The following is a 20,564-nucleotide window of genomic DNA, read 5'->3' as shown; positions in this document are numbered from 1 at the left end:
GCGTGACCGATAGCCACCCCAGGGTGAGATGAATTGCCCCTTCCGAAGCAGCCATGGCGGTGTTAGTGTCAGGCTGTGACTGCCGGGTCGGCCAAGAGCCATGAGCGAGAGAGGTTCCCGGCTATCGCGTGACCTTCGGGCGGGTTCGCGGCCCGCCGTCCCCTTGGGTAATTCAACGCATTCTGCACACCCAAGGGAGGATCTATGTCTTTTAATCAGCACGTCATCGATGAATTCCGCGCCAACGAAGGGCGCGTCGGCGGGCCGTTCCAGGACGCCCGCCTACTCCTTCTGACGACGGTCGGCGCACGCACCGGCCAGCGGCACACCACGCCCGTCGGATATCTCCAGAACGGCGACGGACGGTTACTCATTATTGCCTCAGCCGCCGGCTCGCCCCGTCACCCGGACTGGTACATCAACTTGCTGGCGAACCCGCACGTCACGTGTGAGACCGGGCCGTTCGTCTTCGAAGCGTCCGCCGAACGACTCGCCGGCCCCGAACGCGACGAGGCGTTCGAGCGGGCGTGCGAACACGACCCCGGCTGGGCTGATTATCAGGCCAGCACGACGCGTGTCATCCCCGTCGTCGCGCTGACGCCCCTAAGCGGCGGTCCTGCCACCGACTCGTGGTCCGAATCGCTTGTGCTCGTACACAACGCTTTCCGCCGGGAACTGGCGCTGATCCGGAAGGAGTTCACCGAAGCGGGACCGCGTCTGGGTGCCCAGTTGCGAATCAACTGTTTAGCACTGTGTCAGGGACTGCACGGCCACCACATCATGGAGGACAACGGCATCTACCCTCTGATCGATGCGAATCGTCCCGAACTGGCGGACGCTATGACACGTTTGCGTGCTGAACATTCCGCGCTCGCAAAGCTTCTCGAAGAGTTGCAGGCTTTCATTTCGAGGGCAAACGCTGATCCAGTTGCCGCGCGCGCAGAGGTCGACAGGCTTTCCGCGGCGGTCGAGGCTCACCTCGACTATGAGGAACAACAGCTGCTGCCCGTACTCTCCGCTGGAATCCATCTGCACAGGTCAACGTAATCCCCAGAAATCCCTGGGTTTTGATGACTTCCGCAGATGGATTCGCGAGAGGGTGGCTAGCGGCTCGACGTTTCGCCGGCGAAGTCTTTGATGATCGACGCGACTAGCGACGGATCAGTCTGGAAAGCGAAGTGACCATGCCCTTCGAGCGCGCGGACCTGTGTGTCCGGGAGTGCAGCGGCTGCTCGTGCCGTTGTCACCCGAACTGCCGCAGGTGTTTCGGTACCCGTGAGGATGAGGGTCTTCGCGGTTACTCTGTCGAACTGTCCGCTCCGATATACCCAGTCTTCCTCGGCGCGACACTCCCGCGGGACCGTGGGTGCCGCGGCAAGTCGTTTTGGCCACAGTGGACTGTCACGCATCGCACGCACTTCGGCCTCAGTCATCTCCAGAACCTCGACAGCGACCAAGCGGATTGCCGCCTGCCTGTCACCTGAGGCGAGGGCCTTTTCCACCGCAGCGACGGATCCTCTCGGATACGCAAGACCAAAGCTCGGTTCATACAAGATGAGTCCAGTGACGTTCTCAGTGAGAGTGCATCCGCCCATCGCGCAGTTGGCGCCATAGCTGTGCCCCCAGAGCGTGACGTGCTCGCTTTCTCGCGCCGAAACGGCGTCGACGACGGCGGCAACATCCTCGAATTCCCGTTCCATCGAATAGTGGGGTCCGTCGCCGCTGGCGCCAAAACCGCGACGGTCCATCGCGTACACCGTGAGGTGATCCTTAAGCAGCGATATCAGGGGATCGAACCGCGTGTGATCGCAGAGGGACCCGTGCACCATCACGAGCGGCGGCCCGGTCCCTTCACGCCAGACAGCGAGGCGTGTGCCGTCCCGAGATTCGACGTCGAGCATGGGTTGACCGTAGACCGCCAAGTCGACCCTCACCCACCGAATCCATCTACGCACGTCAACGAAAAAGCCGATTTTGGTGGGTTCTGTTGACACCCGTAGATGGAATCGGGAGCGCGGTTGTCCACAGGATGCAGTTATCCACAGCGCTCGCTGAGAATTATTTCGCAACCCGGTCGCATGTCGCGAAGCTATTCACACGTGGCACGCCTGAGAAGAACGCAACTTCCGCATGCGATACAAACGGCACTCGCCGCCGGGCAAGGAGTGATCAGCGCAGACAGACCGAAAGCACGCCAGTACCTTCACTCCCTGTGCCAGCGGGGTTTATTACAGCAGTTGGCGCACGGCCAATACACTGACCCCGAACTTTGGGAGGGGCTGAACGACTGGGAACGGTTCGCGCTCGTGTCGCGCGCCTACCTGCGGTCGTGTGGCGACGATGCGTACCTGAGTGGGTGGTCCGCGGCAACGCTGAATGGGCTGCCGCTACTGGGCCGGCCACCTCGGTTGCCAGAAGCGGTACGTCCGGGGCAGAAATCGGAGGGCACCCAGAACGGTCAGCATGGTCGCACGCGCCGCGAGCATGTTCCCGGCCAGCACCTGCGCGACTACGACGGGATCCCGGCGACTGGTGTCGGTTACACGGCCGGCACGATCGCGCTCACCGCGTCGCTGCCGATTGCGCTTGCTGTGGGCGACCGCGCGCTGAGGCGTGGCGCGAACCTAAAGAATGCGGCCCGTGACTTGAAGGGACGCAGAGGAATTGCGCGTGCGCGCTGGGTAGTCCAGCATGCAACCCCGCTCGCGGAGTCGCCGCTGGAATCTGTTGGCAGGTTCGCTGCATACGCGGGTGATTTGCCACTTCCCATCCCCAATGCCTGGGTCGGTGATGGAAAGCCCGAGTATCGGCTCGATGGTTTGTGGCCGTGGCACTGGGCGGGGTTCGAGGCGGACGGCGCAGTCAAATACAACAATCGGCCGGATGCGGCTGACGTCATCGCGAGACAGCAAGAAAGAGAATGGGTTCTGCGCAGACTGACGCTCGACCTGTGCCGCTTCGGCTGGAAGATCGCGTTCGGCCGCCTCGACGAACTAACTCTGAGGTTCGCCCAGATGCTTGACGCGAACCGAATCCGCGACGAGCCCATCCGCTGGTGGAAACACGATCCGGTGCTGGGGCCTGTCGACCCTGAGCCCAGCGACTGGCCCAGCAAGCACCCGTCGGGCATCATCCTGCCGCCCGGCTGGCGGGTCGACGCCCGCTGAAGCCAAATCCATCTACGGAGGTCCACAGAAACCCCTGGAAAAGGCGGTTTTCGGGGACCTCCGTAGATGGATTTGCGGGAGGGTGGGATCAGTCGAGGAAAATGTCCTGCATCAGCGGGCCATCGCCAGGGGTGACCCGATACTTGTCGAGGTCGGTCACGCCATGATCGGCGAGCACCTCATCGTCGATGTAGAAATTGCCGGACGCACCCGTCGATGTGAGAACGAGATGCGCCGAATCGGACACGATCTCGGGTGTGCGCGAATTGTCGACCATTTCGGTACCGCCGAGGATGTTCTTCACCGCGGCAGTCGCAATGGTGGTGCGCGGCCACAGCGAGTTGACGGCGATGCCATCGTCCTTCAGTTCCTCAGCCAGGCCGAGCGTGGTCAGCGACATCCCATACTTGGCGATCGTGTAGCCGAGGTGCGCACCAGCCCACTTCGGGTTGAGGTTCAGCGGCGGTGACAGCGTCAGGATGTGCGGATTGCGCCCAGCTTTCGCTGACTCCCTGAGGTGCGGCAAACACGTTTTCGACAGGAGGAACGACCCGCGGCAGTTGATGTCCTGCATCAGGTCGTACTTCTTCATCGCGAGGTCCGACGTGTTGGAAAGATCGATCGCACTGGCGTTATTCACGACGATGTCGATTCCACCGAACGCATCGACTGTCTTCTGGACAGCTTCGGCGACGGATTCATCTGAGCGCACGTCACCGAGAATCGGCAGCGCCTTGCCCCCCGCAGCTTCGATCTCCTGGGCAGCAGTATGAATGGTCCCCGGAAGCTTCGGGTGCGGCTGATCGGTTTTCGCGACAATAGCGACGTTCGCGCCGTCTTTCGCCGCGCGCAGCGCGATCGCAAGCCCAATCCCGCGCGAGCCGCCCGACATGATGATCGTCTTCGATTCGAGAGATGCCACCTAGCAACCTTTCTCAGTGCCGGTCACGCGTCAGGGTCGACGTTGACCTGATGTGTTCTGCCCTTCACACGCTCACAGCGCGAACGAGATCCGCGGCCTTCTCACCTATCACCACGCACGGCGCATGGGTATGTCCGCGAATGATAGTCGGCATCACCGACGCATCGGCGACTCGGAGTCCCTCGACACCCCGGACCTTCAAATCCGGTGTGACCACACTATCCGCGTCCGTACCCATGCGGCACGTGGTGGTGGGGTGATAGAGGGTGTGGCTGTACCAGTTGAGCGCGTCCTCAAGAGTTGCTTCGAGAGTGTCCTGCTCTCGTTTCGGCTGGAGGAACTTCTTGATCTTGCCGCCCAGCGGCTGCGTTGTGGCGATCCGATGCGCAACGCGCAACCCCTCCAGCATCGCGGTGCGGTCGGCACCGTCACTGTCGGACAGGTACTTGGGATCCACGACCGGTTTCGCTGTCGGGTCTGACGAGCGCAGCGTCACCGTGCCCTGGCTGCGGGGCTTGAGCAGGATCGGACCGAGCCCGATGCCGTGACCAGCCGGTACACCGATGCCCTCGTCGTAGAAGGGCGCGGCACCGAAGATGATCTCGATGTCAGGAAGTTCAAGGTCCGGGTTGCTGCGCACGAAACCGTACGCCTCACCCACGTTGGACGTCAGCATCCCGCGCCGCCGCGTGAGGTAATTAATGAGCTGCAGTGGCTTCTCCGCGTCGAAGAGAGTCCCTGAATCCACGGCGAAACCGATCAGCGAAACCAGGTGGTCAAGGAGGTTGCGACCGACGCCAGGAAGGTGATGCTGAATGGGAATTCCATGCTCGCGCAGTTGCGCTTCGTCACCAATTCCAGAAAGCATCAGCAACTGCGGGGTATTGATCGCTCCCCCTGAGAGGATGACCTCTTTGCCGGCTTTTACGACGTGAGTAGCACCGTCTTTCAGGTATTCCACACCGATTGCGCGGCTACCGTCGAACAGCACCCGGGTCGCGTGCGCGCCAGTGATCACATTCAGGTTCGTGCGTTTGCGAATCGGTTTGAGGTAGGCATCTGCCGTGCTGAATCGTGCACCGCGATTCTGGTTCACCATCGTTTGTGTGAAGCCTTCGGGCTGCGGCGTATTCGCCCGTTCACGCTTATAGCCTGCGTTTTCAACCGCGTCGAGGAAGTCCAGTGTCCAGCGGCTCACGCTGCGCTGCCGGGACACATGCAGGGGACCGCCACGGCCTTCATCGCTCGCGCTGGCGCCTTCGACGGATTCGATCCGGGCGAAGTACTTTGCGACGTTCTTGAATGACCATTCGTCGCCCGCTTCCTGAGCCCATTCGTCATAATCGGCCGCGTATCCGCGCACCCACATCATGGCGTTCATCGACGACGACCCGCCGAGGAGTTTGCCGCGCGGGTAGAAGATCTGGCGGTCGGCCAGTTCGGGCTGGGGTGTCGTCAGATAGTTCCAGTCCAGCTCAGTCTGGAACAGTTTGGAGAACGCTGCGGGAATGTGCGCGTACTGATTCTTGTCCTCCGGGCCTGCCTCAAGGGCTACCACCGTGTCGGCGGAGCGTTCGCTGAGCCGTGCCGCGACGACAGCACCGGACGAACCTGTTCCGACGACCACATAGTCGGCGTGTTTGATACTCATGAAAAGTCTCCGAATCCTGGGTCAGCCGCGCAGGGCAGACGCGAAAATCTGGGGCAGGCGGGTCCAGCGTGGGTCGGCGGCGAACCCGGTGAGCAGCTTCCCTGTGGTCGCCGCGGTCTTATTGCCGACGAACCATGGTGGCTTCGGTGAGATCGCCCATTCACGGTTGATCAGCGACCGCGGGGACGGACGGAAAGGGCCTCGTACAACGGTGCGTTCGACGCGGTCAATCAGCCAGGCATTGTGGACGACACCGATGCCGCTCTGGACATCGTCGAGGGTGTGGCCGGGGAACGCGCCCCAACTCGCGGTGGGAGTAAGGAACCCGACACCAGTCCAGGCATTGATAGCTATCGTGCCGTAGCGCAGGTCTTCGATGAGCTGGTCGAAGTCCTCACCCAGAGCCTCAATCGTGGCGGGATGCGCGACGATATTGACCCCAAGTGTGCCGATGAACTCCTCGTTGGCGGTGCGCGCTGCGGCCTGAGCGAAATCGGATCCCGTGCCAGGAATCTCCACGACGCCGAGGACTGGCGAGAAATACTCGGTCGACAGCAGCGGTTCGGCCTTTTCGGGCGCGATGCCGGTCACGAGCAGACGCCCCTGGTATGGTCCGAGCCGCTGCGCCTCGGGATAGCTCTCTTGCGCTTGCTCGGTGCGCTGGTCACTGCCTGGGTAGTAAGCGGGCCGGGCTGGCGCGGTATCAATAGCGTCGCGCAGCGCAGTGAGGAACTCGTCTTTCTGCGGCCAGTCCGGAGACACGATGATCGCCTGCGCGGCGACGCAGTTGTATCCGTTGTTGTGCAGGCGCTGCGTGGCGATGTGCTCGGCCTGGAACTCGATGTCGGAGCGTTCCCACTGGCCAGGGAAGACGATAGTCGGCGAGACACCGCCGAGTTCACTGGTGATCGGCTTTGCGAGCTTCGGGTTGCCGTCGCGTTTGCGTTCGCTGGCTTCATCCCCGACGCCCCATACGATCGCGTCATGCGTCACGGCGCTGCCCGTCATGTGCACGTGAGCGACTTTGTCGTGGTTGACGAGGTAGCCGCCGACTTCAGCCCCGCCCGAGAGGAGACGGAGGACGCCGAAATCGATAAGTGGTGCGAGGATCTTCGTGAAAACGGGAAGCAGCGCATCGGTCACCGGATTCAGTTTGAGCGCGACAACCCGGTTGTGGGCGAACAGCTCATACAGCGCGTCGAGCGGCGCGATCGAGGTGATGTTGCCAGCCCCGAGCACCACACCGATCCCGTTGGTCTTTTCTGGAGTGAGCTGCGCTAGCCCGGCGTTGGTGCGCGCGGCGGCGGGACTGACCCCGCGCTGCAGCCAGACTTCGGCGCTAAAACCGTTGAGCAGCAGAGCGTCGAACAGATTCGAAGGCAGCGCGCGGACTGTTACTCGTTCGCCGGCCGCTCCGAATTCCGCATCCTCAAGGGGACTCTTGCCCGATGCCAGCTTGTCGAGTGTCCGCGAAAGCGCATGCAGGCTTGCTGCCATGACGTACGGCCCGGAGATCCATTCCTCACCGCGCAAGGGCGCGTCGGGGTCGAGTCCCTTATACCCGGACGCTGCGTCCACCCACTCCTCTGCGTGCCGCGACGTGAGTTTGCGAACCTGATCGAGCAGGTCCCGCCTGCGAGTCAATGGCAGGGCAGCCCACTTCTTCTCGCCGGCTTCCAAGTCCGACAGCGCTGCATCCACAACTGCGGCGGCCGATTCTCCGCTTTGGGTTTCCACTGGTGATTCTCCGATGTTGGTACTGACCGAACAGATCCATTCTCTCTGTGCTGAAGCACTAATGAAATGTGCCGAAGCCGCGAGTATTGCCAACCTTCGCAATGCCCGGGCACAAACATGACGTGGCTCAGATCACTTCCGCGCACTACACTACAGACATGCAGCGCAGTATTTTGGGAATGCCGTCACACCTCGCCACCGAACTTCTCGGTTCCGTGGACGCGCTGGCAGACGAACTCTCGTCACGGATCGTCGGGGCGGACCGCTTCTACTCGGACGCGCCTTTCCTGACCTCCGAGCAGCTTCGCGAAGCATGCCTGAACAACCTCACGTCCATACTCGACGTCCTCGCTGGAGGGGAGGCGCGACTCGACGCAGCGCGCGCCACCGGCCGCCTCAAAGCGGAGCGGGGAGTACCGATCGCGGCGTTGCTGCACGCGTACCGGCTCGGCGGCAGGCTGATCTGGGAGGAACTCACCGCCCGGGCAAAGGGCCCCGGCGATCCTGAGCTACACCACCTGGCGGCGCGGCTGTGGGAAGCCGTAGATGTCTATTCCGATGCGGCCGCAGAAGCCTACCAAGAGGCCGAAATACTTCTCGCACACGCTGATGCGCAGACGCAAAGCCGTTTAGTGCGTTCCCTTTTCGATGATCACTCTGCAAACCCTGGCCGTGTCCTCGACGCACTGCGGACATTAGGGCTGCCGGAGAACGGACCATTCACGGTCGCAGTAATCGAGACAGACGGCGACTCCCCCGCACTGCCGAATAGCCTGGTGAGCGCGACGAAAAAGGTGGGCGTCATATCGGTGTGGGATGTCCAGACGGATGCCTGCATCGGCCTGCTTGCCGCCGCCGCACCGTCGACTGTCTCTCAGGCAACGGCCCAGGTCACCGAGCTTGGGCGCGTCGGGCTGAGCACTGGTTTCACAAACCCTCACCGAATTGCCAGCGCAGTCTCGGACGCTCGGATTGCGGCCCGTTCCGCCGCGCCTGGATCGCATGCCCCGGTTCAGTTCGGCGACGCCCCTGTGGCACATTTGCTCGTGACGATTCCTGATGCGAGCCGCCGTGCCGCCGAACAAATTCTCGGCCCCGTGCTCGCCCTGCCGCAACCCGAGCGGGACGACCTCATCGAAGCACTGCGGGCCTGGTACCAGTGCCGAGGGTCGGCCGCCGCGGTTGCTGAGGCCCTGCATTGTCACCGCAACACAGTGCGGTACCGGCTGCGCAAGATCCGTGACCTGACAGGTCGCGACACCACCGATCCCGAGCAGTCGGCCGAACTGTACCTAGCTCTGCAGGCGGCGCTGCTGTTGTAGGCTCACGCGTCCGTCACGCGTCGTAGTCGACGTCCACCTGATGTGTCGTCGGCCGTGCCTGACAGGTGAGAACGTACCCCTGCTCCACTTCCTCGCTCGAGAGCGCATAGCTGGAATCCATCTCAACATGTCCGGTGAGCAGTTTCGCCCGGCATGTACCGCACGCTCCGCCCATGCACGCGTAGGGCGCGTTCGCACCAACCTGAAGCATGGATTCGAGGACGGTTTCCTCCCCCGAGCTGACGTTCGAATAAGCCTTGCCCCCGATGTGCGCGGTGATGGAGGACGCTACGCCATGCCCGGCAGTCGCCTCTGCGTAAAACAGCTCGAGGTGCACACGATCATCCGGGACGCCAGCGTCTTTGAGCTCAGCCCGTACCGTGTCGATAAGCGCCTGCGGCCCACACAAATACCACGCCGTCACGTCGTCGTGCGCGAATTCCTGCAGCGCCTCCGCTTCGATGCGCCCGTTCTCGATGCGCTCGTAAGCGCTTTCCGCTGTTTCGGTGGCATCGCCGCTGCGGTAATGAACAATTCGTAGTCGGCCTTCAAACTGCCGGGCAAGCATCGAGAGTTCGTCAGCGAACATCGTGCTGTCCGCAGTCCGGTTGCCGTAGAGGAGGGTGAAGCGCGCATTCTCATCAACGGTAAGCACGGTGGCGAGCATCGAAATGATGGGCGTGATGCCACTGCCCGCCGCGATACCCACGTAGTGCGTCTGCTTCCCCGTCTTGTGATCGAGGACAAAACGGCCCGACGGGGGCATGACATCGAGGACGGTGCCCGGCTTCAGCTCATTATTCAGATAAGTGGAAACGACACCGTCAGGGATCTGCTTCACCGCAATCCGGACGAGGTCCGATGTGGCGGAGGTGCACATCGAATAGGTGCGACGGTGCCGGGAGCCGTTCACTGTCAGCTCAAGCGTCAGATGCTGGCCGGGGGTGAACCGGAAGGTGTCGCGGAGTTCATCAGGGACATCAAACGCGACGGACACCGCGTCCGGCGTTAGCTTCCGCACCTCACTGACCGTGAGCTGATGGAAGTCCTGACTGCCCGACCCATCGCGTCCTGCCTGCAAAGAGTCCGCGAGTCGACGCCATGCCCGATACTCGGAGGTGGTGAGTTCCCTGCCCCACGCGCTAGCAATCGGGACGTCCTGCTCGAGGTACGCCTGCTCGTTCTTCTTCCACGCGGAGATGTACCGGTAGAACGGAATCGCTGGGTGGAGGTGGTGCACCAGGTGATAGTTCTGGTACAGCATGACCGGGGTGAGGAGCCACTCCAGACCAACACGAACGCGGGTCGCATGGAACCGGTTCTCGGCGGCTGTTTCGGCCAGGCCATGGTGCGGAAGCCAGTCAAACCACCAGGCGAGCACTGTCAGGCCGATGCGTTGCGGAATCAGATAGATAACCAGCAGGTACCAGCCCAGGCCCGCCGCGACGAGCCCTCCGAACACCGCGAGTGTTCCGGTGAGAACGGCGACCGACTCGACGAATTCCCGGCGGGGGCGGTGCACGATATGACCGTCTCGTTCCCGGAAACCGCTCCGCGCCCAGCGTCCAAGAGCTTTCCAGTCAATCGCTTTACGCAGGTAGAACGCCATGTACCAGATGTCGATGGTCGCCCACCGGAACGGAAGTTGCGCCGCGGGCCCATGGCTCGTCCACGCGTCAGGGTCGCTGGTGATCGCCTCATTGGTATTGCGGTGATGTTCGATGTGGATGTAGCGGATTAGCGGGAACGCCCCGTACGCCGCGACAAATGGCACGGAGAGACGGCCGAGCACCTCATTCACCCAGGTTTCGCGGCCCGCAGCGTGGTGTGTGGTCTCGTGCAGCACCGTGAACATCGTGAATGTGACCACGGCATGCAACGGCACCGTAACCCACGCCGTTACACCGGCACCCAGCACGAGCCAGGTCGCGAACACCCACAGCGCGAGCGAAGCGACCCACAACCCGAGAGTGGGGATCGAGACGTATGGCAGGGCGATACCAGGATCCGGCACGCCGCGCCGGACAGCACGCGATTCCGGCTCGCTGAGTATCGGTGCACGCTTCGACTCTGAAGTGTTCACCACGTCACTCACGTAAACTCCGATCAAACGTATGCGATGCGAATCATTCGGCACGCGAATGATTGTTACAGTATCAGACAATACGCATACTTTCTAGACACAAATAGCATGTCTGTAAAGGAGCCTTCTGTGGCACACGCACTCGTTCCGGCCGAAATCGCCGACCACACAACATGCCTGCTGCTCCGGCTCGGACAGGTCACATACAAGCTGACGGAAGAGGCACTCGCCCCTTTCGGTCTTCGCACCCGCCACTACACCGTGCTCAAAGCGCTCAACGCCTCTGGGCCTGACGGTCAGCACGCACTCGGCACAAGGCTGCGCATCGATCCGGCCACCATGGTTTCGGTGGTCGATGACCTCGAATCGCTTTCCTGCGCGGAACGCAACCGCGATCCCCTTGACCGCCGTCGCGTGCTCGTCTCGATCACAGATAAGGGGCGTGACCTCATCGGAAGGGCCGATACCGCCCTCGTGGAACTCAACGACACACTGCTCGTGGAACTCACCGGCGGGCAGCGCGGAGCGCTCCACGAGATACTGGCCACGCTCTGCAGCGGCGAAACGATGCCTGCCGCATTCGATCAGCTGCGCGGGTAACACCGGCCCGCCCTGTCGTGTGCACAAAATCGCACTCCGCGCAGCGCACAAGTGCGAGTTCGTGCACACTACGTGCTGTGTCAGGCCTCGAAGTTCGGCTTTCGCTTCTCCAGGAACGCGGCGACACCCTCACGACCATCAGCCGAGTCCGCGGCACGTTCGATTGCGTCAGTCTCGGCGGCCAGCTGATCAGCCAACGAGCGCGCATCCGATTCGGTGAGGAGACGTTTGATCGAACCCAGCGCGCTGCGTGAACCTCGGGCGATCTGTTCCGCTAGTGCCTGCGCTTTCGTGACAACGTCCTCATCAGAAGCCGCCATCTGCGTGATAAGCCCAAGCTGGAACGCCTCAGCACTCCCGATCCGCCGGTTCGTGAACAAGATCTCCGCGGCCCTGCGTCGCCCCACGATTCGCGGCAGGCTCCACGTCAGCCCGCCATCTGTCGAATAACCGATGCCCGGGTAGGCCGGCAGGAAAGTGGTCGAGGGCCCGCCGACCACGATGTCCGCCGCACACGACAAACTCATGCCGCCGCCTGCCGCGAAACCGCGCACGGCCGCGACCACCGGGATGTCCGTCTCGATTAGGGCTTGCACGCACCGGTGAAACGGCTCCGCGATGCTTCGCACATACTGCCCCGGGTTCTCTGCAGCGCCGAAGGCTTTGACGTCTCCCCCGTTGCAGAAGTTCGGGCCGTCACCTCCGGTGAGGAGAATCGCCCGGATGGAGGAATCAGCGCGGATAGCAGCTGCGGCCTCATCAAGTCCAGGAATGTCGAGGCTCTGCCCCTTCTCCGGGATAGCTACGAGAACATGTGCGACACCCGCATCGACCGTGATCGTCACCTGGAAATTACCTCCTGATTGCTTCGAGTAATTCTCGCACGGCCGCGCGCCCTGCCCTGTTCGCGCCGATAGTGGACGCTGAGGGCCCGTATCCGATCAAGTGGATGCGCGGATCCTGAGCGACCTGCGTGGCGAGCTGGCCCGTCATCGTTATTCCCCCACCAGGGCCCCTCAGTGAAAGTGGCGCAAGATGGTCAAGTGAGGAACGGAACCCAGTGCACCAGAAGATAATGTCGGCACGTTCGAATGTGCCGTCGGCGTAGCGCACACCGTCCGATTCGATGCGTTCGAACATTGGACGACGATCAAGCACTCCACGTAGTTGCGCGTCGCGCACCTCGGGCGTGACTGGAATTCCCGTCACAGAAACCACTGATCCTGGCGGGAGACCCCTGCGCACTCGGTCCTCCACCAGCGCGACGGCTCTACGGCCGATCTCCGCGGTGAACGGCTCATCCCGGAATACCGGTTCGGACCGCGTGACCCACGTGGTAGTTGTGACGCGCGAAACCTCGTCGATCAGCTGAACCGCCGAGATGCCACCGCCCACGACGATCGTGTGTTTGCCCGCGAACTCGGCCGCAGTCTGATAATCCCTGGTGTGCAGTTGCCAGCCCGTGAACGTGTCCGCGCCAGGATAGAACGGGATGAACGGACGCTCCCATGTTCCAGTCGCGTTGATCAGACCCCGAACCGAGAGGGTACCCGCGGATGTTTCCACATTGAGTCGCCCGTTATCAGCGCGGTCACACACGACCCGAACTCTTACCGGGCGCTCCACACCTAGTCCGAAGCGGCGCTCGTATTCAGCGTAATAACGCGGAACCGCTTCAGAGGCGCGCACCTCCTCAGTGCCGTCGTCGAGAGTCTCAGAGAACCGCATGCCCGGTAGATCGCTGATCCCGTTCACCGTCATCAGTGTCAAAGACGGCCAGCGGAACTGCCACGCACCACCAGGGTTGGGTGCTCCGTCGAGAACGACGAAGTCCGCACCTGGAGCGAGGCCCGCCTTGTGAAGGTAATAAGCACCGGAAAGCCCTGCCTGGCCAGCTCCGATGACCACTACGTCCGGATCAGTTTTCATTCAGTAACCCGTCGCAGCGACACCAATTAGGCCGATCCACACCAGCACACCGGCGACAAGCAGCAGTGTCGTGACCCAGCCGATGATGATCCCAGCTAGCGCGAGACCGTCACCCTGTTCGCCCGTTGCCCGGATCTGGCCGCGCGCGACATGCCCCATCAGGGCACCCACGAATCCGATGGCGCCGCAGCACGCGAAAGTCGACACCAGCGACACTACGAGAGACCCGACTGCCAGCCCATTCGTTCGCGGGGGCGGCGGTTGCTGGGGAAACCCGGGCTGCTGGTAGCCCGGCGGGCTGCCGTAACTGGGTGGCTCGTACTTGGGCGGCAGCGGAGGCGGCGGCATGCTCGGATCCCAGCCGTATCCGGGTGGATACTGCTGCCCGTAGGGTGGCGGGTCGTCCCGGCGGGACGACTCGTCGTTGTTCCAAGGATTCCAGGGATCCTGTGGCGTGCTCACCGGACGAACATAACCGAAGTACCGGTGTGTGTGCTCACCTGCGTGGCCTACGGCCCGAGCCCGGCGTCATGGACGAGGATCGCGACCTGCACGCGGTTCTCACAGTGGAGCTTCGCCAGCACCCGAGACATGTACGTTTTGACGGTGGGGATGCTCAGGTGGAGCGCGTTTCCGACCTCGGAGTTCGACATGCCCGCAGCGACCGCGAGCGCGACTTCCCGCTCCCGTTCAGTGAGAGTGTCGAGGGCCTGCCGCGCGGTCTGGCTGCGCCGCTCATACTCGGGGATCTCCTCCGAACGAGTGACGTGGTCGACCAGCCGTCGCGTCACCGCTGGTGAGAGCACGGGCTCTCCCTGCGCCGCGCGCCGGATCGCATCGAGGATGTCGCGCGGCGGTGTGTCCTTGAGGAGAAAGCCGTCCGCTCCCAGCCGCAGCGCACGCAGCACATGAGCGTCCGTGTCGAACGTCGTGAGCACGATGATCGCCGGGTCAGGGCCATTCTTCCGGAGATGTTCAATAGCGGTGAGCCCATCCATGACTGGCATACGAATATCCATCAGCACCACGTCGGGGCGGCACTCAGCGACAGCCTGCACCGCATGCGCACCGTCTGGGGATTGGCCGACGATCTCGATAGACGGATCGGCACCGAGCATCAAAGCGAGGCCTGATCGGACGAGAGCGTCGTCATCGACGAGTAAGACCCGGATCATTGCCGCCACGGGATCCACACTTCCAGATGAAACTCGGCATCTCCGCTCGCGCCGCGCCGGATCCCGCGGCGCACGGTGCCTCCCGCAAGTCCGACCCGTTCATCCATCCCGATCAGGCCTTGCCGCGTTCCGGGTGCCGCACAGGGGGCTGGTCCGGCTGGGAGCGGATTGTAAATATGGACGTGGATGTCATCCCCGTCGCGTTCGAGGGTGACAGTGACCGTTTCGCGAGGCGCATGTTTGCGAGCATTCGTCAGCCCCTCTTGTACGACGCGGTACACCGTCCGGCCCAGCGTTTCTGGAACCGTGTCAGAGTTGCCGATCCGTTCGTCGTAATGGACCTGGTGACCGGCGGATCGTGAGTCGTCGACGAGCCGCGTCAGCTCAGCAATCTCAGGCTGTGGGCGCTGTGTGTCGTCGCCGTTGTCCCGGAGAACCCCCAAAATCTCACGCAGATCATCAAGCGCCTGACGCGCGCTAGTTCTGATGATCGCTGCCGCTTTGGTCACCTCCTCAGGTGACGCGTCTGGACGAACTTCCAGCGCACCAGCGTGCAGTCCGACCATTGAAATCCGGTGCGCAAGAGAGTCATGCATTTCCCGCGCGATCCGTTCACGTTCCAGACTGCGGACACGTTCCGCTTCACTCGCCGCGAGTTCGGTCGTGTGACGGGCCTGTTCGCGAAGTTCAGCGAGATGCCGCCTCCTGTTGCGCACCCACCGGCCCCACCCGGCCACGAGGAGCGTGACGATGACACTGAAAACGATGTAAGCGATCTGCTCTTCCTGCAGAATTTCCGCACGCAGGTAGTAAGTCACCACAACGGCTAAATGCCCTGAGGTGATCCATGCTGTCGCGCGGAGTGAACGTCGCGCGGCCACCGCGAAAACCGCGAAAAGCGTCGCCATTCCTGCGAAGTCCGTGATCAGCGCGACCGGGATGAGACCCACCGCGATGTGTACCGGCCACGTCCTGCGCCATAGGAGTGCGAGACAGCCGAGCACCGATATCACCACTGCGGAAATGAACCGTGCATCGATCGCCAGGCCGGACGCATGGGCGTCCAGCGCCGCGAGTAGCACGACGAACAGTGAAACACCGACAACGACGACGTCAGCGGTGATATCGCGGGCAGATCGGCGGCTCTCCGTCATGAGCCAACCAGGGGGCGCCAGTACTGCTTTGTGCCCTCTTCCCGAACGGTGTAGCCGAGTCGTTCGACTTCGCCGCGCAACTCGGTGACATCCTCGGCGACCTTTTTGCGCAGCGCTTCCTCCCTCGCTTTCAGCAGCGCGTTTACCCCGGCAGGCAACTCAGGTGCAGCGGGGATCCACCGGCGGTACAGGTCTGCGTGCGGGTCCTGGTCACACCATGGGTATCCGTGGTTGCGGAACGCACTCGCCAGCTCGGCCACCGTTGACTCATGGTGGTCGCGGCACACGTGCCGTGACTCGCGGTCCAGCAGCACGAGGTTTCTGCCGTCTACGAAGGCGGCACTGATGTCACTCCTGCTGATAGTGCGGGAATCGCCGTCTTTCGTCAGAGTCACGTCATGGTTGTTCACCGTGATCGTCAGACAGCCGACCACTGCGATCACGGCGAACACGACCCCGAGCAGAAAGCCGGCAACGAGAAAGACCAGGATCGACCAGCGCTGGTCGAAGGAGGACACCAGTTCGAGCGGGCCACGCATCGGAATCCAGGGCAGGTTCAGCGCCCACTCTGCGACACGCGGCAAGCTGTAGCCGACCGCCGCGCCGGCCAGCGGGGATCCGATGAACAGCAGCAGCCGGATCGGGAAGGACAACCCGAGCTCTGTTTCCGGTCCGTGCGCGGACGCCTTCATGTTCATACCCTCACGGTAGGGTTGCGCGGCCTGCCCGGGAATCGTCTTAGGCCGGCTTCCACCGTCAACTTTCGTATGATCCCGCCGCGTTCCTCTGTTGCAGCCAGTCCGCGACCGCATGCCCCGTGCCGAACGGCCACGGTTTGAGTTTGTCGGGCCGGACATGTTTGAACTCGTCGAGTTCCTCGTTCAGCACGACGGTGCCTGTCGCTGTGACGTGGTAGGCAATGATGATCTGGTTCATCTGCTCGAACGGGTAATGGCCGATGAATGTCACTTCGTGCGGAGTGAGGGCAAGTTCTTCTTCCACCTCGCGTTGCACGCCTGATTCTGGGGTTTCACCACGCTCGAGGAAACCCGTGATGAGGCCAAACCATGTGGGCGGCCACGTTTTATTGTGCGCGAGGATGACGTGGCCCTCGTGCTCCACGATCGCGGCAACAACGGGCACAGGGTTGGCCCAGTGGATGAACCCGCACTGGGATTCGGGGCAGGAGTTCCGGGGTTCGCCGCCGATGTGCGCATCTTTCAGCGGGGTTGCACACTGCGGACAGTACTGAAATTCGCTCACTCGGTTCTCCTACCCAGCCAGGGCGTCGCGGATCTCCGCGATCTCCTCAGGTGTCCATTGGGTGCCGTCCGGCGCCTCTCCCAGAATATTTGCCCACAGGTCAGTAGCTTCAGGGCCATGGGTATGCCCGTGGCCAGACGGCACGTCGACCGAGAACACCATATCCAGGGTCACCTGCCAGAACGTCACGAAAGGTATCCAACGCACGCCCGGCTCGAGTCGTGGAGACAACGGCTCGCGCAGCCAGTCAGGACGATTGAGCACCAGGTCGAAACTCCACCAGACAATTGGGTCCGAGGCATGCTGCCAGTACACGATGCGAGGTGCTTTCCATTCGGACCTGAGGTGCGCACCGTTCAGGTCGTCAGGATCTGACGCGAAGCGGATGTGCTCACCCCCAGCGATCACAGGAAGCACCTCGGGTGACCCGGCATCACGGCTGGCAGTGATTTCGCCCCACTGTTCGGAGAAGTTGGGGGTCCCCACCCACAGCGCGCCGTCGGTGCGCGCCATCATGTCGTACCCGCCGGAGAACGCCGCCTGGCCGCCGAATGATCCGAGACTTTCACCGAAGACGACCAGTTTCGGACGGTCGTCTTCGGGCAGTTCCAGCCACCTTTCGTACACGGCTTCGAACAGCGCGCGGCCTGCGAGTTGCGGTGTTTCCCTGTCCGCGACGAACGAGAGCGCACTTGGGAGAAATGAATATTGCATTGATGCGATCGCACTGTCACCGTGAGTGAGGTATTCAAGTGAGGATGCCACGTTCGCGTTGACCCAGCCACGGCCCGTGGTGGTCGCGACCGCGAGCACCGAACGGTCGAAACCGCCTGTGCGGTCAAGTTCTTCCACCACGAGCTTCGCGGTTTCGTCGACCCCGTCCGCGGACAGACGACCGGCGTAGACACGGATCGGCGTCATCGCGGGGCGGCCAGTGACGTCCGTGATGTCTTGGGCGCGGGGGCCGCCGGCGACGAAAGTTCTGCCCTCCCGTCCAAGGGTGTCCCACTGCTGCAACGAGCTTGGCGATCCCGAACGTTCAGGTTGGTTCGGTTGCACGACTTCCGGCGCGGTGGACTCGTCCGCGACGGCCGCAGACCGTTCCGCGACTCCGAGAACACCCCGCTGCACGGTCCCATCGATAACCAGCACACCAACCACAACGACGACGACAACCGCAGCGAGTCGCGCGACCGGGACCGGCACGTAGCGGCCTAGCCAGTGCGCGAGTACTCGGGTAGCGCGTCTAATAAGACGGCCGAGCATAACGAGCAATAGTCCGAGCGCGAACGCGGCAATGAGCAGCACCGTATACACCGGGCGCCCCTCTCTCGGCACGCCAACGATGTCGCGGATCGATTCCTGCCACCAGGAACCCAGAATCGCAAAGGCGGGGATGAAGATCAGCGCACTGACACCCAGCAGCACCCACCCCATGTGCCGGACGCGATCAGACCACTGCGGCTGGAGCCCGCACTTGCGCACAATCCAGGCTGCCAGGCACCCGAGACCGTACCCGATAGCCAAACTGATCGCGGTCGCTACTGCCTGGAGGAACCAAGGCCTGGGCAGCAGTGACGGAGACATGGACCATACGTAGAAGACGAGCGCGACAGCGAGCCCAACCGGATGGAATGTGCGCGCCCAGAGCAGCAGCCTCTGACGGTGTGTCATAAAAGGACTGTATGTGGCCGCTGTGACAACTGCAGAACGGGGAATGCCTTTGTCTGGACGCGTACAAAACGTACAACATGCCGACGAAAATGTACGTCTTGTACCGGGTCACGAAAAAGGTACCTTGGTCTCGAACCCCACCACTGGAAGCAGGCATTGATGCGGAAGACGCTTTTCGCGCTCCTCGGGCTGGGTTGCGGCGCGCTGTCGGCCGCCTGCAGCGGAAATGAAGTTGAGGCAGCCATGAATGACCTGTCCGGCCGGACTTTTCTCTCTACGGAGGTTGAAGGACCGCAGATCCCTGGCGGTGGTCCTTTGCGCCTGGAGTTCGCTGAAGACTCTCGCCTCATCGCGAACGCGGGGTGCAACACGGCGGCGGGCACCGCGCGCCTCGAAAGCGGACGGATCATCACCGGTGAGCTCGCGATGACCCTCATCGGTTGTCCGCCCGAAGTCGCTGGAGCCGATGATTGGGTGGGCGCACTTTTCGCCGCGGAACCCGAATGGACCCTAGACGGCGACACACTGACGCTGCGCACAGATACTGGGACAGTCCGGTTGCTCGACCGGAAGGTGGCCGAACCTGACCTGCCGCTCAGCGGGACGGAGTGGGTGGTTGACTCGATCATCGAACGGGACGCCATCAGCACGTCAGCAGCGCTAGAGGAAGCGCGGCCGACCCTGACGATCGACCAAGACGGTCGGGCAACAGGCACAACTGGCTGCAACAATTTCCATGGCACCGCCGAGATCGACGGCGATCAGATCACTTTCAGCCCGCTCGCGACGACACGTATGGCCTGCCTGCCTGACCGGGATGACATCGAACGGGCTGTACTCGCCACTCTCTCGTCGACGACCGTGACGGCCTCTATTGACGCCGACATCCTCACCGTCACAACCGAAGCGGGCAACGGCCTGAGATTCCGCGCCCAAAACTGAAACTGGCCCCGCCATCAGCGATGGCAGGGCCAGTTTGCAGCTAACTCAGCGGATCAGTGACTCACAGCCCCCCGAGCAGAAGGTGAAGCAGATCGCCAACGATTGCGATAAGACCAGCTACCAGACCCATGTTTGGCAGTCCTTTCATTTCTGTTGCCGGAACTACATGTCACCCTTGCAAGGCAACGACTACGTTATGGACGCCTCGTTTCCGAGATGTTGGCACTGAGTTTCAAGAAGGTCACCAGATCGGCTATCAGGCTGTGAGTTTCTAACATGCGCGTCATGAAGATCGACTATTTTGCGCGCGATGATTTTCGCGAGCATCGCCAGTCACTACTTACATGCGCTATGACCTGACAGCTGCCGCCAAAGAGATTGAACGGCTCCTGCCGGCTATCTCCGATGCCGACCTTGCTCGCCCTACACCCTGCGAGGACTACTCCGTCGCGACATTGCTCGCGCACATTGAGGGCCTCGCGTACGCGTTCCACCTGGCTGCACCGGTGACGCCGAAAAGCCCTGAAGCCGAGGCGCTGCTGAAAAGCCCGCCCGCGCCCTCGGCGGACGACCTTCCCGCCGAGTGGCGAGTCACCATCCCCGCTCACCTGGCTACGCTCGCCGAGACGTGGCGCAACCCATCAGCCTGGGACGGTGAAACCACCATCGGCGGCGTCACGATGCCCGCGGAGATCACGGGACTTGTCGCGCTGGATGAGCTCGTGCTCCACGGCTGGGACCTCGCCCGGGCCACCGGCCAGGAGTTCTTCTGCGACGACGCGAGCACCGCCGCCTGCCTGTCGTTCACTGAAATGTCGGCGGCTCCCGGTGAGGAAGCGGAGCGTGAAGGCTTGTTCGGACCAGTTATTGAGGTGCCCAGCGATGCTCCCGCACTGGATCGCGCGATCGGGCTGTCAGGACGTAGTCCGCACTGGCAGCCCTGAC

At 62.5% G+C, this 20,564-nt stretch carries 19 protein-coding genes; 6 read left to right on the top strand and 13 right to left on the bottom strand.

The window, feature by feature from the left end; genetic code table 11:
- Positions 1-204 precede the first annotated feature (204 nt).
- Positions 205-1,047, top strand: a complete 843-nt coding sequence (locus FHU29_RS03995; RefSeq protein WP_064440256.1) for a nitroreductase/quinone reductase family protein — start codon at positions 205-207, stop codon at positions 1,045-1,047.
- Between the two features lie 56 nt (positions 1,048-1,103).
- Here FHU29_RS03995 and FHU29_RS03990 read toward each other — a convergent pair whose 3' ends face one another.
- Positions 1,104-1,901, bottom strand: coding sequence for an alpha/beta fold hydrolase (locus tag FHU29_RS03990; RefSeq protein WP_064440367.1), 798 nt, complete (start codon positions 1,899-1,901; stop codon positions 1,104-1,106).
- Positions 1,902-2,099: 198 nt separating this feature from the next.
- Between FHU29_RS03990 and FHU29_RS03985 the strand changes: the two genes are divergently transcribed.
- Positions 2,100-3,167: a hypothetical protein gene (locus FHU29_RS03985; RefSeq protein ID WP_183377467.1), complete on the top strand. Its 1,068-nt coding sequence runs from the start codon at positions 2,100-2,102 to the stop codon at positions 3,165-3,167.
- Positions 3,168-3,255: 88 nt separating this feature from the next.
- Here the strand turns inward: FHU29_RS03985 and FHU29_RS03980 are convergent, their stop codons facing one another.
- The 3 genes from FHU29_RS03980 to FHU29_RS03970 all read right to left on the bottom strand — a co-directional run bounded on the left by FHU29_RS03980 (position 3,256) and on the right by FHU29_RS03970 (position 7,477).
- A complete protein-coding gene (locus FHU29_RS03980) occupies positions 3,256-4,089 on the bottom strand; it encodes an SDR family oxidoreductase (protein WP_074390850.1) in 834 nt (277 codons plus the stop codon).
- Between the two features lie 64 nt (positions 4,090-4,153).
- Positions 4,154-5,740 (bottom strand): GMC family oxidoreductase, encoded by a 1,587-nt coding sequence (locus FHU29_RS03975; RefSeq protein ID WP_064440254.1) that lies wholly within the window; start codon positions 5,738-5,740, stop codon positions 4,154-4,156.
- Positions 5,741-5,761: 21 nt separating this feature from the next.
- Positions 5,762-7,477 carry an aldehyde dehydrogenase family protein gene (locus FHU29_RS03970; protein ID WP_064440253.1) on the bottom strand — a complete coding sequence of 572 codons (1,716 nt, stop codon included), beginning with the start codon at positions 7,475-7,477 and terminating at the stop codon, positions 5,762-5,764.
- Between the two features lie 158 nt (positions 7,478-7,635).
- Here FHU29_RS03970 and FHU29_RS03965 point away from each other — a divergent pair, with 158 nt between their 5' ends.
- A complete protein-coding gene (locus FHU29_RS03965) occupies positions 7,636-8,799 on the top strand; it encodes a PucR family transcriptional regulator (protein WP_064440365.1) in 1,164 nt (387 codons plus the stop codon).
- Positions 8,800-8,812: 13 nt separating this feature from the next.
- Here FHU29_RS03965 and FHU29_RS03960 read toward each other — a convergent pair whose 3' ends face one another.
- Complete coding sequence (locus FHU29_RS03960) at positions 8,813-10,894, bottom strand: fatty acid desaturase (RefSeq protein WP_083962301.1); 2,082 nt, start codon at positions 10,892-10,894, stop codon at positions 8,813-8,815.
- A gap of 117 nt (positions 10,895-11,011) precedes the next feature.
- On the opposite strand from FHU29_RS03960, the gene FHU29_RS03955 reads away from it, so the two are divergent.
- The gene (locus FHU29_RS03955; RefSeq protein WP_083962300.1) at positions 11,012-11,482 is read left to right on the top strand and encodes a MarR family winged helix-turn-helix transcriptional regulator; all 471 of its coding nucleotides are present in this window, start codon (positions 11,012-11,014) and stop codon (positions 11,480-11,482) included.
- An 80-nt stretch (positions 11,483-11,562) separates the two neighbouring features.
- Here FHU29_RS03955 and FHU29_RS03950 read toward each other — a convergent pair whose 3' ends face one another.
- The 8 genes from FHU29_RS03950 to FHU29_RS03915 are packed head-to-tail and all read right to left on the bottom strand — an operon-like array spanning position 11,563 to position 18,677.
- Positions 11,563-12,327, bottom strand: a complete 765-nt coding sequence (locus FHU29_RS03950; RefSeq protein ID WP_064440251.1) for an enoyl-CoA hydratase/isomerase family protein — start codon at positions 12,325-12,327, stop codon at positions 11,563-11,565.
- A gap of 7 nt (positions 12,328-12,334) precedes the next feature.
- Positions 12,335-13,411: an NAD(P)-binding domain-containing protein gene (locus FHU29_RS03945; protein WP_064440250.1), complete on the bottom strand. Its 1,077-nt coding sequence runs from the start codon at positions 13,409-13,411 to the stop codon at positions 12,335-12,337.
- Positions 13,412-13,873 (bottom strand): DUF4190 domain-containing protein, encoded by a 462-nt coding sequence (locus tag FHU29_RS03940; protein ID WP_083962299.1) that lies wholly within the window; start codon positions 13,871-13,873, stop codon positions 13,412-13,414.
- Between the two features lie 47 nt (positions 13,874-13,920).
- Entirely contained in the window at positions 13,921-14,586 is a 666-nt protein-coding gene (locus FHU29_RS03935; RefSeq protein ID WP_198156530.1) for a response regulator, read from the bottom strand.
- On the bottom strand, positions 14,583-15,740 hold the full coding sequence (locus tag FHU29_RS03930; RefSeq protein ID WP_064440248.1) for a sensor histidine kinase: 1,158 nt from the start codon (positions 15,738-15,740) through the stop codon (positions 14,583-14,585). Before FHU29_RS03930 ends, FHU29_RS03935 begins: the two co-directional genes overlap by 4 nt.
- On the bottom strand, positions 15,737-16,438 hold the full coding sequence (locus tag FHU29_RS03925; protein ID WP_064440247.1) for a YqeB family protein: 702 nt from the start codon (positions 16,436-16,438) through the stop codon (positions 15,737-15,739). The genes FHU29_RS03930 and FHU29_RS03925 overlap by 4 nt, the downstream gene beginning before the upstream one ends.
- A 58-nt stretch (positions 16,439-16,496) precedes the next feature.
- Entirely contained in the window at positions 16,497-17,003 is a 507-nt protein-coding gene (locus FHU29_RS03920; protein WP_064440246.1) for an NUDIX domain-containing protein, read from the bottom strand.
- Positions 17,004-17,012: 9 nt separating this feature from the next.
- Positions 17,013-18,677 carry an alpha/beta hydrolase gene (locus FHU29_RS03915; RefSeq protein ID WP_183377466.1) on the bottom strand — a complete coding sequence of 555 codons (1,665 nt, stop codon included), beginning with the start codon at positions 18,675-18,677 and terminating at the stop codon, positions 17,013-17,015.
- Between the two features lie 159 nt (positions 18,678-18,836).
- On the opposite strand from FHU29_RS03915, the gene FHU29_RS03910 reads away from it, so the two are divergent.
- Positions 18,837-19,619, top strand: a complete 783-nt coding sequence (locus FHU29_RS03910; RefSeq protein WP_064440245.1) for an META domain-containing protein — start codon at positions 18,837-18,839, stop codon at positions 19,617-19,619.
- A 344-nt stretch (positions 19,620-19,963) separates the two neighbouring features.
- Complete coding sequence (locus tag FHU29_RS03905; protein ID WP_064440244.1) at positions 19,964-20,563, top strand: TIGR03086 family metal-binding protein; 600 nt, start codon at positions 19,964-19,966, stop codon at positions 20,561-20,563.
- Position 20,564: the final 1 nt, after the last annotated feature.

The organism is Hoyosella altamirensis, from assembly GCF_014191505.1.
GTDB lineage: Bacteria > Actinomycetota > Actinomycetes > Mycobacteriales > Mycobacteriaceae > Hoyosella > Hoyosella altamirensis.
The sequence above is the reverse complement of the archived record's forward strand: the minus strand, read 5'-3'. Positions and strand labels throughout refer to the sequence as shown.

Bases quoted from the DNA above. Each gene is read 5' to 3' on its own strand.
- FHU29_RS03995 (WP_064440256.1), top strand. From the start codon at position 205: ATGTCTTTTAATCAGCACGTCATCGATGAATTCCGCGCCAACGAAGGG.
- FHU29_RS03990 (WP_064440367.1), bottom strand. From the start codon at position 1,901: ATGCTCGACGTCGAATCTCGGGACGGCACACGCCTCGCTGTCTGGCGT.
- FHU29_RS03975 (WP_064440254.1), bottom strand. From the start codon at position 5,740: ATGAGTATCAAACACGCCGACTATGTGGTCGTCGGAACAGGTTCGTCC.
- FHU29_RS03965 (WP_064440365.1), top strand. From the start codon at position 7,636: ATGCAGCGCAGTATTTTGGGAATGCCGTCACACCTCGCCACCGAACTT.
- FHU29_RS03945 (WP_064440250.1), bottom strand. From the start codon at position 13,411: ATGAAAACTGATCCGGACGTAGTGGTCATCGGAGCTGGCCAGGCAGGG.
- FHU29_RS03935 (WP_198156530.1), bottom strand. From the start codon at position 14,586: ATGATCCGGGTCTTACTCGTCGATGACGACGCTCTCGTCCGATCAGGC.
- FHU29_RS03930 (WP_064440248.1), bottom strand. From the start codon at position 15,740: ATGACGGAGAGCCGCCGATCTGCCCGCGATATCACCGCTGACGTCGTC.
- FHU29_RS03925 (WP_064440247.1), bottom strand. From the start codon at position 16,438: ATGAACATGAAGGCGTCCGCGCACGGACCGGAAACAGAGCTCGGGTTG.
- FHU29_RS03915 (WP_183377466.1), bottom strand. From the start codon at position 18,677: ATGACACACCGTCAGAGGCTGCTGCTCTGGGCGCGCACATTCCATCCG.
- FHU29_RS03910 (WP_064440245.1), top strand. From the start codon at position 18,837: ATGCGGAAGACGCTTTTCGCGCTCCTCGGGCTGGGTTGCGGCGCGCTG.
- FHU29_RS03905 (WP_064440244.1), top strand. From the start codon at position 19,964: ATGCGCTATGACCTGACAGCTGCCGCCAAAGAGATTGAACGGCTCCTG.